The following is a 12,622-nucleotide window of genomic DNA, read 5'->3' on the forward strand; positions in this document are numbered from 1 at the left end:
AAAATAGACAGCATGGTGAAAAAATCCCAGATGAGCGAAGCCGATAAAGATAACCAAAGCGGATTTAACCTCTCCGCCCGTTATCACCAAATCGGGAAAAATCCAGGTGCCGAATATCGTAAACCAACGCTGGCAGCTGGTGCCGTGCTGTGGCGCCGCGGTGACAACGGTACTGCAGAGGTCGCGGTGATTCACCGCCCGCGATACGACGATTGGTCACTGGCCAAAGGCAAGGTTGACCCTGGCGAATCACTGGCCGGCTGCTGCGTGCGCGAAATCGCCGAGGAAACCGGTTATCAAGTCCAGCTCGGCTCACTACTGGGATCGGTCAACTACCCCGTGCAAGGACGCACCAAGGTGGTTTTTTACTGGAACGCGAATATCACCGGCGGAAAATTCCAGAAAAATGAGGAAGTCAACAAACTGCGCTGGCTCAGCGTAAACGAGGCACACGAGAAACTCACCTACGACACCGACCGGCGGGTCTTGGAACAAGCAGCCATCCGGCATGACGACGCCGTCGACACGCGCGTACTGTATGTGCGCCACGCCAAAGCACATGACCGCAAAACCTGGAGCGGTGACGACAACTTGCGCCCGCTGCATAAAAAAGGGCGTCGGCAAGCAGAATTTCTGGTGCCCATGCTGAGTGCGTACAAGCCGACCGCACTGTATTCCGCAGAACCTGCGCGCTGCCAATCCACCATTGCCCCATTGTCCGACGCACTAAGCCTGCCAGTGACCACTGAACAGATTGTGGGGGATGCCGGATTGGATGATCTCCCAGCGGCCACCGCGCGATTCCGAGAAATTGCTACCGGCGGTGGGGTTCCGGTCATCGTCTCACAAGGCGGGATGATGCCGGAGATCATCGAGACTTTAGCGGCTGAAGCCGACTTTGACATCGAACCGCGGGAATTTAAAAAAGCCGGCACCTGGGTGCTCGCGCTGCGCGAAGGCAAGCTCGTCGGTGCCGACTATCTGGCCTCGCCACTGCCAGTACGCTAGCTACGAACCTGTGGCTTGAAGCTTGGACGGCGCGATTCGAAATCACTAATCGCGTCGTCATTTTTTAATGTCAACCCGATATCATCCAAGCCTTCACGCAGGCGCCAGGCCGTGTAATCGTCGATTTCAAATGGGTAGACATTCCCGCCGACCTTCACGGAACGCGATTCCAAGTCGACCGTCGCCTCAGTGCCTGGTTCTGCTTCCAGCTGCTTCCAGATCAGCTCGATATCGGACTGTTCCATAATGCCCGCCAACAGGCCGGCCTTACCGGCGTTACCGCGGAAAATATCGGCGAACCGGGGCGAAAACACCGCACGGAAACCGTAATCACCCAGCGCCCAGACTGCGTGTTCACGGGAGGAACCGGTGCCGAAATCCGGGCCGACGAACAGCACGGATCCATTACGGAACTCTTCGCGGTTGAGCACGAAGTCATCGTTTTTACGCCAGTTGGCAAACAGACCGTCCTCAAACCCCGTGCGTGAGACGCGCTTGAGGTAGACCGCAGGAATGATCTGATCGGTATCAACGTTGGAATACGGCAGTGGCACACCAACGCCGGTGTGTGTGGTGAACTTTTCCATGGGTTGTGCTCCTCTTTGTCCTAGCTAGCTTTTACAGATCCGCCGGGCTGGCCAGGGTGCCTTTGATCGCAGTAGCAGCGGCTACGGCTGGCGAGACCAAGTGGGTGCGTCCGCCGGGGCCTTGACGACCTTCGAAGTTGCGGTTTGACGTCGACGCCGAACGCTCGCCTGGGCGCAGTTGATCTGGGTTCATGCCCAGGCACATCGAACAGCCAGCAGTGCGCCATTCCGCACCAAAGTCGATAAAGATTTTGTCCAAACCTTCTTCTTCGGCTTGCTGCTTGACCCACGCCGAGGACGGCACCACCATCATGCGGGTGTCCGCGGCCAACTTGTGTCCGCGGACAACCTCGGCGGCAGCACGGAGATCTTCGATGCGCGCGTTGGTGCAGGAGCCCAAGAAAACGGTGTCGATCTTGATATCACGCAGTGGGGTACCTGGTTGCAGGTCCATGTAGGCCAGGGCTTTTTCTGTAGCAGCGCGGTCGCTGTCGTCGGTGCAGTCTTCCGGGTTCGGCACCACCGCGTCTAGTGGCAAGCCTTGACCAGGATTGGTTCCCCAGGTGACAAATGGGCGCAGCGCAGAGCCGTCGATCTCCACAACAGTGTCGAACTCAGCACCCTCATCCGTCGGCAAGGTCTTCCAATATGCGACAGCTTCGTCGAAGTTTTCTGGGGCGAATTCGCGCCCACGCACGTAGTCAAAGGTCTTTTCATCCGGCGCGACCATGCCTGCACGCGCACCGGCTTCGATAGACATATTGCAGATGGTCATGCGCGCTTCCATCGAAAGCTTCTCGATAGCCTCGCCGCGATATTCAATGATGTGGCCTTGCCCGCCGCCGGTGCCGATCTTCGCAATGATCGCCAGGATTAGGTCCTTAGCCGTTACGTCTGGCTGCAGTTCGCCGCTGACCTCAATGGCCATGGTTTTGAAAGGCTTCAGCGATAAAGTCTGCGTGGCCATGACATGCTCTACCTCAGAGGTACCAATACCCATCGCAATCGAACCGAATGCCCCGTGGGTAGAAGTGTGCGAATCACCACAGACGATAGTCATTCCTGGCTGCGTGATCCCGAGCTGCGGACCGACAGTATGGACAATGCCCTGCTGCTTATCCCCCATGGAATGCAGACGGATACCGAATTCCTCACAGTTTTTGCGCAGCGTGCCCACCTGCGTGCGGGAGGTTTCCTCTTTAATCTCCAGCAGGTTACCTTTAGTAATGCCTTCGGTCGGGACGTTATGATCCTCCGTAGCCAAATGCAGCTCCGGGTGCCGCATGGTTCGGCCATTCATCCGCAGTCCGTCAAAGGCCTGCGGGCTAGTAACCTCGTGTAGCAGCTGGAAGTCGATATAGATCAGGTCTGGTTTGCCGCCTTCTCCTTGAACAACAACGTGATCGCGCCATACTTTTTCAGCCAGAGTGAGTTTTTCTGTCATGGTTTCCACCTCACTTGTTCTCCCACATGTTAGGAAGATAGTATCACGGTATGGGACGGTATAGTGAAATCTCGGGAATCAAGGTGCTCGATCGCGCGATTGCGATTATGAAAGCCACCGCGACAACCCCCATGAACCTCTCCGAACTGTGCACAGACACCGGCATCCCCCGCGCCACCGCACACCGTCTGGCCAGCGCATTGGAGATGCACCGGATTTTGGCACGACGGGCCGACGGACGCTGGGGTGCGGGCCCAGAACTTCCCGGCTCTCAGGACAAACTGGTGGCCACAGCTACCCCATTTATGGAAAAACTGATGGAATCAACCGGCGAATCCGTGCAGCTCTACCAGCGCCGCGGCGACGAACGCATCTGCATCGCAGCCTGCGAACCAGCTTCTGGCCTGCATAACGTGGTGCCGGTAGGTTCGACACTGACTTTGAATTCAGGTTCAGCCGCCCGGGTCCTGCTTGCCGCCATCACCGACACTGTCGAACGCGATCGGATCCTACACACCGCTTCCTACACACTTGCCGACGTCACCGATGCCGTCGAACGTGGCTGGTCAGAATCCATCGGTGAACGCGAACCAGGCCTAGCCAGCATCTCCGCACCAGTGCATGATGCCGCCAATACTGTGGTCGCAGTACTGTCCATCTCCGGCCCAATCGAACGCATGTACCCCAGCCCTAGCGAGTGCTACGCAGGCATTATCCAACAAACCGCACGGGAACTCAGCGCACAATTATAGATTTGCAATGGTTTAAGATTAGGTGTTGCACGCATGCCAAGTGAAAAAGACGCTCCACAGCCAGCACTGATGTGGTTTCGGGATGACCTCCGGTTGCAAGATAACGCGGCACTCGCTTGGGTTGCGAAGCAAGGCCCAGTAATTGCCGTTGTTATCGATGAAGATGCAACTGTGACAGGCGCCCGGGCACTGGGCGCAGCCACACGTTGGTGGTGGCAACGCAGCGTGCACCAGCTGCAACACAAGCTGCATGCTCACGGTGTTCCGCTGCTGTATTACCAGGGCGATCCGCGCGCGATCATTCCTGCCGTCGTCGAAGAGTTCGGGGTATCCGCGGTGGGCTGGTCACGGCGCTATCACAAGCCTTTGCGGGAACTGGATGCACAACTTAAGCGCCTACTGCAAGAAAAAGGCGTAGCTGCGAAAAGTTTTCCTGGACACTTATTAACCGAGCCCTGGGAAGTGCAGACACAACAAGGCAAGCAATATAAGGTCTACACCCCATTTGCGAAAACCGCCCGCGGAGTTGCCGAGGATAATGTTGCCAGCTACCTCAACAATGGCGATGATCAATCCCCTTCGTCGACAAGTCATGATGAACTGGGCCCAATTGGGTTCGCAGGCCCCGGGGCAGATTTGCCGTCCGCCCACCCGCTACCCGATTGGGACGAAGCCGACTGGACGCTTTCCTTAGCCCAACACTGGAGTCCCGGAGAAAACGCGGCCTGGCAGCTAGCCGAGGAATTTTTATCCCAATTAGCTGCAGCTTCAAAGCAGCGAGCCCCTCATTATGCTGCTGACCGTGACCGTTTGGATAAAAAAGCCACTTCCCGACTCTCACCGTACTTACGCTTTGGCGAAATCAGCATCCACCGCCTGTGGGCATTGATCACACAAGCCAGCGATAGTGGCCGTATCACCAATGAGGACGCGTCTGCATTCCTGAGTGAATTATTGTGGCGCGATTTCGCCTGGCACCGGCTCTACCACTTACCGGATCTGCACCAACGCAACGTACGGGAACAGTTCGACCATTTCGATTGGCACTGGGACGAAAATGAAGCCCGACGCATAGCTAGCACGCGCCGGGATCCGCGTTGGCCAGAAACCGAGAAAGACATTCCAGAGATCGCCACAGCCGACGATTTCCACAGCGTGTTTTCGGCATGGCGGGCGGGGAAAACGGGCATTGCGGTAGTAGATGCCGGGATGCGCGAATTGTGGGCAACCGGCACCATGCACAACCGGGTGCGCATGGTGGTGGCCAGTTTTTTGACGAAAAACCTCGGCATACACTGGCGCCACGGTGAAGCGTGGTTCTGGGACACCCTGGTCGATGCTGACCCAGCATCGAATCCATTCAACTGGCAGTGGGCTGCTGGTTGTGGCGATGACGCTGCACCATATTTCCGGATTTTCAACCCTGATACTCAGGCCACGCGCTTCGACCCCGATTACCGTTATATCCAGCACTGGGTTCCGGAGTACGCGACTCCGATATATCCGCAGCCGGTGGTAGAGCTGAAAGCATCTCGTCGCCAAGCCTTAGCCGCCTACGAAGAGATGAAAAACTTCCACCCGCGGCCCGAATAGACAGACCGCGGGTGGAAACAAATGACTTGTTAGTCAGTCACTTGTGCGCTTGTGCCAAGCACTTCTTAGTCGTTCGCTTCTTAGTCGTTGACGTAAAAGGACTGCTTGTTCACGAACTCATCAAGCGCCAGCACGGAAAGCTCACGACCGAAGCCAGAGTTCTTCACGCCACCGAATGGCAGCACTGGCGTCATGGCCTGTGGTAGGTTGACGTGGATCATGCCAGACTCGATCTTGTCGGCAACCTTCTTGGCACGTTCTTTATCTTCCGAGAAGACTGCGCCGCCCAAGCCGTAGTTCGAGTTGTTAGCCAGCTCGATGGCTTCTTCTTCCGAGCTCACGGAGTAGATCTCAGCAACCGGGCCGAAGAATTCGTCGTAGTAGGACTCGGAACCAACTGGTACATCCGTCAGCACAGCCGGACTGTAGTAGGCAGCGGACTCGTGCAGTTCGCCGCCGGTGTGCAGCGTGGCACCTTCTTGCACCGCACGCTGTACCTGGTCGTTGAGCTTTTCCGCAGCATCGCGGGAAGACAGTGGGTAGAACTCGCCCTCGTTCGGGTTGAGTGGATCGCCAGGCTTGTAAGATTTTGCAATACGCACCATCTCGTCAACGAACTCGTCGTAGATATCGTCCATGACGATGATGCGCTTGTTTGAGGTGCACGCCTGACCAGTGTTGTCGATGCGCTTGTCCCAAGCAACCTTTGCTGCGTCCTTGACATCATTCGTATCCAGCACGATGTATGGGTCAGTACCGCCCAACTCAAGCACGCACTTCTTCAGTGCTTTACCTGCCTGTGAAGCAACCGCGGCACCTGCGCGCTCGGAACCAGTCAAGGAAACGCCCTGAATGCGCTTATCAGCGATGATCGTGGAGATCTGGTCGTGATTAGCATAAACGTTATTGAAAACGCCTTCTGGTAGACCAGCCTCGAGGAAGATCTTCTCGAAAGCCGCCGACGACTTCGGGCAGATCTCGGCGTGCTTCAAAATAATGCCATTGCCGTTCATCAAGTTCGGGCCAGCAAAGCGGGCAACCTGGTAGTACGGGTAGTTCCACGGCATGATGCCCAGCAGAACACCGAGTGGCAAACGACGCATCACTGCCTTACCGCCAGGAACCTCAATTGGCATATCAGCGGAGTACTCTTCTGCACGATCCGCGTAAAACGCCAGAATATTAGCGGAGAACTCAACCTCGCCTTCCAGCTCTGGGATCTGCTTACCCATTTCTTCTGCAGCGATCTTTGCTAGCTCGGTTTTACGCTCACGCAGCAAATCCGCGGCCTTGTTCACAATCTTGGCACGCTCTGCGAAACTGGTGTTGCGCCAAGTCTGGAATGCCTCATGAGCCTTGCTCAAAACATCCTGGATTTCCTGGTCTGTCGCCGTATCAAATGATTCGATGACCTCGTTCGTGGCCGGGTTTTGTACGCGATATGGAATGGACATTTTTCTACTTCCTCCGATTACTCGGGTACGCATAGACGAATCATCTGTCGTTAATCAACCTATAAGGATCGATTGTGCCAACCGAGGATACACAAAAACCGGATTACCGTCAGAGCACGAAAAATCCAGTACGTTCTCAGCGAAGACAACTCGCCAGACCTACCAGCGTCCCACAACTGTGAAACCCACTAGCTTCTAATGAGAAACTTCTAATAAGAAAGGAGCCTTCAATGGCTACCCCACACCGCGCTGACCAGTCCCTTCCCACCATTGTCATCTGCCACCCTAAACGCACACCAGTGGGTCGTTACGGCGGCGCTCTCAAAAACGTACCTGCAGAAGATCTCGCCAGCACCGTCGTAACGGCAGTCATGAAAGATTCTGGGCTGGACCCCACAGCAATAGATGACCTGATTTTCGGCCAAGCCTCCCCCAGCAGCGCGGCACCAGCGTTAGGCCGCATTGTCGCCCTTAATTCTGGATTAGGCGAACGCGTGCCCGGCATGCAATTGGATCGGCGATGTGGTTCCGGACTGCAAGCAGTCACCACCGCCGCTGCACATATCGCTGCTGGCGCGGCTGATCTGATCATCGCCGGCGGCGCAGAATCCATGTCCCAGACAGAATACGCAGTAGACGGATCAATCCGCTGGGGAGTGCAAGGCGGAGCGATGGAGCTGCACGATCGACTCACACAGGGACGCGAGCAAGCTGGCGGTAAAAACCACCCGATTCCGGGCGGAATGATTGAAACCGCAGAAAATCTGCGCCGGGAGTACTCCATTCCACGAGACAAGCAAGACGAGCTTGCTGTCAGCTCCCACCAGCGTGCCGCGAATGCACAACAACAAGGATTCTTCGACGCAGAAATCGTGCCAGTACGTATCCCACAACGGAAAGGCGACGACATCATCGTCGACAAGGATGAACACATCCGCCCAGAAACCAGCATGGACTCCATGCAAAAGCTGCGTGCGGTCCGTTCCAAACTGGACGACGACGCCACGGTGACCGCGGGTAATGCCTCCGGCCAAAACGATGGCGCCGCCGCGATGATCGTCACCACCGAGAAAAACGCCGAAAAGCTAGACCTAGCCCCCGCCGTCAAACTCGTCGGCTGGGCCGTGGCCGGGGTAGCCCCAGAAACGATGGGTATTGGCCCGGTGGCCGCCGTCGACAAGCTGTTTCAACGCCTGCAGCTCAGCTTTGACGATATCGACCTGATTGAACTCAACGAAGCTTTTGCCGCACAAGCACTGGCATGTCTACATGAATGGGGCATCGACGCCGACGATCCGCGTTTAAACCCTTCTGGTTCTGGTATCTCTCTAGGGCACCCGGTTGGCGCCACGGGAGCTCGCATGATGGTCACTGCTGCCCACTATATGCACCGCACCAACGCACAGCGCGGGTTGATAACCATGTGTATCGGAGGCGGCCAAGGCCTGGCAGCGGTGATCGAAAAGGTCTAAACTTCCCTACCCCAGCTACACCATCCGCACCAGTACAACACCAAGGAAAATCCCCACCAGCCCACTGACCCGACGAACGGTCAGCGGGCGCTTTGTTGCCCCAATCCAACCGCGTGATTCCAAAAGCTGGCCTGCTGTGATGGTTCCTGACAACGCCGCGATCACCATCAACCCGGTACCCAAAATCGGGGCAAACAACGCTCCCCCGACGACGAAAAACGCGCCCAGAACACCGCCGAGCCATTTCCACCACGGCCCTACCGGGATCGGGCGGAAAACCCGAGAACGGCCAGGCAACACAAGGCTGAGAATGAACAACACCGCAACACCAACCGCAAGTGACAACAAACCGGCGTGAATTGGTGACCCGATAACCGCCCCCAAACGCCCATTAACGGCAGTTTGCGTGGCAGAACCCATGCCGATCGCGATACCAAACCCGCGCCAGGCCCAAGCAGCCACGCCTTGCGCGTTCCCCTCCCACAGGCGACCGCGGCCGATATCAAGCACCACCGCAGTAGCAACCAGAACGATGAGCGCTCCGAACAGGCGCAACGGGGAAATCGGCAACACCTCATAGCCAAACAGGCCAAAGTGATCGACGAGCAAGCCCATCAACATCTGACCAACGATTGGCATGATGACGGTATGCACACTGCCGATCTGCGGGAACAACAAAATATTGCCGACGATAAACGCCACCCCTAGCGGACCGCCTAAAAACAACCACAGTGGGGAGTCGGCAAGCAAAGCAAAATCCGGTAGTGGCTGGCCAGTCAGCAACCACGCGACTGGCAACAGGGAGGTGGTGCCGATAAGAAAAGAGTAGAGCGCCGTAACGACGGGGTCTCGCACGTCGGCACGCAAGCGCGTATTAATAGCAGTTTGTACTGGGACGATTGCGCCTACGCCAATGGCTCCGGGAAGTAACACCCGCCTTCGCTTTACCAGGTACCGGCGATAATATCGGCGATGTGGCGGTTGCCTTCATGCGTGTAGTGGAAGGTCATGTTGTACGGGTCCGACTGGTTGTCCAAGAATCCAGAAACCCAACGCTGCGCCTTCGGAGCGCACTGTCCATGGCCGTGCGTGGCACGCGCCAAATCGAAGTATTCGACGTTCTTATCTGCCGCTACCGTCCTCTGCCAGTCCGCCACTGCGCGCAGCGAGTTACCCAATGGGGCGAACGGGAAGTTGAGATCCACCTGGTTGAAATGAACCGGACACACAAAATCATGCGCGCCAATCATCTCCGGGTATCCCAGAATCTGGATGCGCGCATTCGGTGCGGCATGGCGGATACGGTCAATCTGGTGCCCGACGTAATCGCGGTACGCCTGCTTCTGGTGGGCGTAGATACCAAAACCCTTGAAGTTGTCGTTCAGCCCGATTTGCATGTGCACGTTGGTGGTGTGGGGGTTGAGTTGCTGAGAGTGCAACGCCTGATCAACCTGCATCGCCAACGGACTGTGATTATTCAAAGTGCCATAGGTAGCAGCGCCAGAACACGAGAAATCCGAGACCCGTGCACCATGCCGACGTTCCAGCTCCACCCCGACACGGTCAACGCCCTTCGGGCAGCTGCTGTGTTCTGCAAGCGTAACGCCCGTGGTAAAACCAGGGTTCACGAAATCCACAAATTTATGTGGTGGATTAGCCAGCAGAGAATCACCGAACAGAACGACATTACGCTGCTGTGCTTCCGCCACCGGCGCATGCGCCATTGCGCCGGTTACTCCCACTACTGCTGCAGCTGCAGCAGCGAGTACTTTACGGATCTTCATAGAACCCCTTAACGATCTTCCTTCATTATCACGCGATTCGGCCATCTGCCACCAGAACCACTCTAGTCACATATATGCATCGTAAATTTAGCATCGATCGTTTCATTGCATGGCTTCAGTACCCGAGTACGCTGCTTCAGTACCCGGACTGCACGGCCGCGCTCCGCTACGCTAACTCCCCCATGCTTAACGCCTATCGTTTGTTCTTGCCTTTCCGGCCAAACAAGAAGAAAGCGACAGGGCCCAGCACATCAACTAAACCTGTGACCGCAAACCAAGCTTTTCTGTTCCCACGCAGGCGTTTTTCCGGTGTGTGATACACGTGATGCCACGTAAAGGCTTTTTCTACGACGATATAACTGATTGTCCCTAGAACCAGCTTTTTCGCTTGGGAGCTCAGGTCATTCCATCCCTTGGCTTCTGCAATCTCATCAAGGAGTCCTTGCACTTTGAACCATGGCTTTTCCAACTGTTGTTTTGTACCCATAAACCCCCACCGTACGTGGGATGCGGAAAACGCGCAGGAGATCTTTTTCAGATCAACCTGCGCGCTGATTGTACCCCGTACGGGATTCGAACCCGTGTTACCGGCGTGAGAGGCCGGCGTCCTAGGCCTCTAGACGAACGGGGCTAGAACAAGTGAAACTACACAGCAGTCTCACTGCTGGCCTACCAGGACTCGAACCTAGAACGACGGTACCAGAAACCGCTGTGTTGCCAATTACACCATAGGCCATTGTCACAAAAACTTACGGAAGATATCAATTAACGCTGCTCGCGTTGTATCGATTGTATTTTATTGTCTTCCGTGTCGCTCTGTGCAACGGTTATATACTATAACCATCCATCTAATATTCCACCAAATCAGCAGTATATAGGCACTTTTTACAACATTTTAGGGTGTGTATACCGGTAGATTCATCAGACAATCTACCGGCTACCGGCAAATCCACCAGGCTTATTCCACCAGGCTTGTCCCCCAGCCTTATTCGGCCTTCTGCTCCCACGGAGTTTGCGCACGAGCAGCACGCAGCCGGGTCAACGTAGATTCCTTGCCCAAAAGTTCCATGGATTCAAAGAGCGGAGGCGATACCGCTGCTCCAGAAACGGCCACGCGCAGCGCCCCATAAGCCTTCCGCGGTTTCAGCCCAAGATCCTCAATCAAAGCCTTAGACAATACCGCTTCCAGCCTCTCCGTCTTCCACTCCTCATCGGCCACTACCGCAAGAGCAGCAATTGCCTCATCCAAAGGCTGGATGGCGTCTTCCTTCAGGTTCTTGCGGGCGGATTTCTCATCCAGTTCCAGATCAGCATCGGCGGTAACCAAAAACTTCAACAGGCCGTAAGCGTCGGAAAGTACCTTGATGCGAGTCTGCACCAGATCAGCGGCGACTGCGAATTTCTCCTCTGGGTAATCCGCGGGGAAATCCGTGTATTCGCTCAGGAACTCTCGTAGACGCCGGGTGAACTCGGCGGTGTCCAACAAGCGGATCTGATCCGCGTTGATTGCTTCGAGCTTTTTCTGATCAAAACGCGCCGGATTACCCAGCACATCCTTCACATCGAAAGCCGCGATCAGCTCGTCAACACTGAAGATGTCTTGATCGCTGGATAGGGACCAACCAAGCAGAGCCAGGTAATTGAGCATGCCTTCCGGGATGATTCCGTTGCTACGGTGGTTAAACAAATCCGATTGTGGATCCCGCTTCGACAACTTCTTGTTTCCCTCGCCCATCACGAATGGCAGGTGGCCAAATTCCGGAGTGGCTTCGGCGACGCCAATGCGTTGCAAGGCGCCATACAGCGCCAACTGACGCGGGGTGGATGAGAGGAGGTCTTCGCCACGCAGTACGTGAGTAATTCCCATCAGCGCATCGTCGACAGGATTCACCAAGGTGTACAACGGCTCACCGTTGGAACGGGCCACAACAAAATCCGGCTGCGTCGCGGCTTTGAACTCCACCTCGCCACGTACCAGGTCGGTCCAGGCCCAATCCTGGTCCGGCATACGCAAGCGCCACACCGGTTTACGACCCTCGGCCTCAAACTCGGCGATCTGGTCCTCACTCAAGTCGCGATCATAGTTGTCGTATCCCAGCTTCGGGTCACGGCCTGCTGCACGATGGCGCTCTTCTACCTCGTCCGCAGTCGAATAAGCCGGATAGACCTCGCCGGCATCAATCAGCTTGTTCAACACCTTGGCATAGATGTCTTTGCGCTGCGATTGCCGGTACGGCTCGTGCGGACCACCAACATTAACGCCTTCATCCCAGGCCAGCCCCAGCCAGTCCAGGCCGTCGATAATCGCCTGGTAGGACTCTTCCGAATCACGCTTAGCATCGGTATCTTCAATGCGGAAAATCAGTTTGCCACCGGTATGCCGGGCGTAGGCCCAGTTAAACAGGGCTGTGCGCACCAGCCCGACATGCGGGGTTCCGGTGGGCGAAGGGCAAAATCGTACACGTACATCACTCATAGCAGCCATGGTAGCCCAGTTATCGCACCACTTCGTAGGGGCGGTATTATCG

11 protein-coding genes and 2 tRNA genes are annotated in these 12,622 nt (G+C 56.1%); 4 read left to right on the forward strand and 9 right to left on the reverse strand.

Annotated features, from left to right (window positions below; translation table 11 throughout):
- The first annotated feature begins 12 nt into the window (after positions 1–12).
- Positions 13–1,008, forward strand: coding sequence for a bifunctional NUDIX hydrolase/histidine phosphatase family protein (locus tag A5774_RS04135; RefSeq protein WP_064833593.1), 996 nt, complete (start codon positions 13–15; stop codon positions 1,006–1,008).
- Here A5774_RS04135 and leuD read toward each other — a convergent pair.
- Positions 1,005–1,595, reverse strand: a complete 591-nt coding sequence (gene leuD, locus A5774_RS04140; protein ID WP_021352331.1) for a 3-isopropylmalate dehydratase small subunit — start codon at positions 1,593–1,595, stop codon at positions 1,005–1,007. The genes A5774_RS04135 and leuD overlap by 4 nt on opposite strands.
- A 31-nt stretch (positions 1,596–1,626) precedes the next feature.
- The gene (leuC, locus tag A5774_RS04145) at positions 1,627–3,039 is read right to left on the reverse strand and encodes a 3-isopropylmalate dehydratase large subunit (protein WP_021352332.1); all 1,413 of its coding nucleotides are present in this window, start codon (positions 3,037–3,039) and stop codon (positions 1,627–1,629) included.
- Between the two features lie 50 nt (positions 3,040–3,089).
- On the opposite strand from leuC, the gene A5774_RS04150 reads away from it, so the two are divergent.
- Both A5774_RS04150 and A5774_RS04155 read left to right on the forward strand, forming a co-directional pair.
- A complete protein-coding gene (locus A5774_RS04150; RefSeq protein WP_064833506.1) occupies positions 3,090–3,791 on the forward strand; it encodes an IclR family transcriptional regulator in 702 nt (233 codons plus the stop codon).
- Between the two features lie 33 nt (positions 3,792–3,824).
- Positions 3,825–5,384 carry a deoxyribodipyrimidine photo-lyase gene (locus tag A5774_RS04155; protein WP_064833508.1) on the forward strand — a complete coding sequence of 520 codons (1,560 nt, stop codon included), beginning with the start codon at positions 3,825–3,827 and terminating at the stop codon, positions 5,382–5,384.
- 80 nt (positions 5,385–5,464) lie between these two features.
- Here A5774_RS04155 and A5774_RS04160 read toward each other — a convergent pair whose 3' ends face one another.
- Positions 5,465–6,838 carry an NAD-dependent succinate-semialdehyde dehydrogenase gene (locus A5774_RS04160; RefSeq protein WP_064833510.1) on the reverse strand — a complete coding sequence of 458 codons (1,374 nt, stop codon included), beginning with the start codon at positions 6,836–6,838 and terminating at the stop codon, positions 5,465–5,467.
- A gap of 230 nt (positions 6,839–7,068) precedes the next feature.
- On the opposite strand from A5774_RS04160, the gene A5774_RS04165 reads away from it, so the two are divergent.
- On the forward strand, positions 7,069–8,310 hold the full coding sequence (locus tag A5774_RS04165) for an acetyl-CoA C-acetyltransferase (protein WP_064833512.1): 1,242 nt from the start codon (positions 7,069–7,071) through the stop codon (positions 8,308–8,310).
- A 15-nt stretch (positions 8,311–8,325) separates the two neighbouring features.
- Here A5774_RS04165 and A5774_RS04170 read toward each other — a convergent pair whose 3' ends face one another.
- From A5774_RS04170 to gltX, 6 genes are all read right to left on the reverse strand, one after another.
- Positions 8,326–9,243 (reverse strand): DMT family transporter, encoded by a 918-nt coding sequence (locus tag A5774_RS04170; protein ID WP_064833514.1) that lies wholly within the window; start codon positions 9,241–9,243, stop codon positions 8,326–8,328.
- Between the two features lie 11 nt (positions 9,244–9,254).
- Positions 9,255–10,094 carry a GDSL-type esterase/lipase family protein gene (locus tag A5774_RS04175; protein ID WP_021352339.1) on the reverse strand — a complete coding sequence of 280 codons (840 nt, stop codon included), beginning with the start codon at positions 10,092–10,094 and terminating at the stop codon, positions 9,255–9,257.
- 193 nt (positions 10,095–10,287) lie between these two features.
- Positions 10,288–10,581, reverse strand: coding sequence for a hypothetical protein (locus A5774_RS04180; protein WP_023019597.1), 294 nt, complete (start codon positions 10,579–10,581; stop codon positions 10,288–10,290).
- Positions 10,582–10,652: 71 nt separating this feature from the next.
- A tRNA-Glu gene (locus A5774_RS04185) sits at positions 10,653–10,725 on the reverse strand.
- 33 nt (positions 10,726–10,758) lie between these two features.
- Positions 10,759–10,830, reverse strand: a tRNA-Gln gene (locus A5774_RS04190).
- Between the two features lie 249 nt (positions 10,831–11,079).
- Positions 11,080–12,579: a glutamate--tRNA ligase gene (gene gltX, locus A5774_RS04195; protein ID WP_064833516.1), complete on the reverse strand. Its 1,500-nt coding sequence runs from the start codon at positions 12,577–12,579 to the stop codon at positions 11,080–11,082.
- Positions 12,580–12,622 lie beyond the last annotated feature (43 nt).

Source organism: Corynebacterium sp. EPI-003-04-2554_SCH2473622 (genome assembly GCF_001665955.1).
GTDB lineage: Bacteria > Actinomycetota > Actinomycetes > Mycobacteriales > Mycobacteriaceae > Corynebacterium > Corynebacterium pseudodiphtheriticum.

Coding starts and splice junctions, on each gene's coding strand:
- A5774_RS04135 (WP_064833593.1), top strand. CDS start 13: ATGGTGAAAAAATCCCAGATGAGCGAAGCCGATAAAGATAACCAAAGC.
- leuD (WP_021352331.1), bottom strand. CDS start 1,595: ATGGAAAAGTTCACCACACACACCGGCGTTGGTGTGCCACTGCCGTAT.
- leuC (WP_021352332.1), bottom strand. CDS start 3,039: ATGACAGAAAAACTCACTCTGGCTGAAAAAGTATGGCGCGATCACGTT.
- A5774_RS04150 (WP_064833506.1), top strand. CDS start 3,090: ATGGGACGGTATAGTGAAATCTCGGGAATCAAGGTGCTCGATCGCGCG.
- A5774_RS04155 (WP_064833508.1), top strand. CDS start 3,825: ATGCCAAGTGAAAAAGACGCTCCACAGCCAGCACTGATGTGGTTTCGG.
- A5774_RS04160 (WP_064833510.1), bottom strand. CDS start 6,838: ATGTCCATTCCATATCGCGTACAAAACCCGGCCACGAACGAGGTCATC.
- A5774_RS04165 (WP_064833512.1), top strand. CDS start 7,069: ATGGCTACCCCACACCGCGCTGACCAGTCCCTTCCCACCATTGTCATC.
- A5774_RS04175 (WP_021352339.1), bottom strand. CDS start 10,094: ATGAAGATCCGTAAAGTACTCGCTGCTGCAGCTGCAGCAGTAGTGGGA.
- A5774_RS04180 (WP_023019597.1), bottom strand. CDS start 10,581: ATGGGTACAAAACAACAGTTGGAAAAGCCATGGTTCAAAGTGCAAGGA.
- gltX (WP_064833516.1), bottom strand. CDS start 12,579: ATGGCTGCTATGAGTGATGTACGTGTACGATTTTGCCCTTCGCCCACC.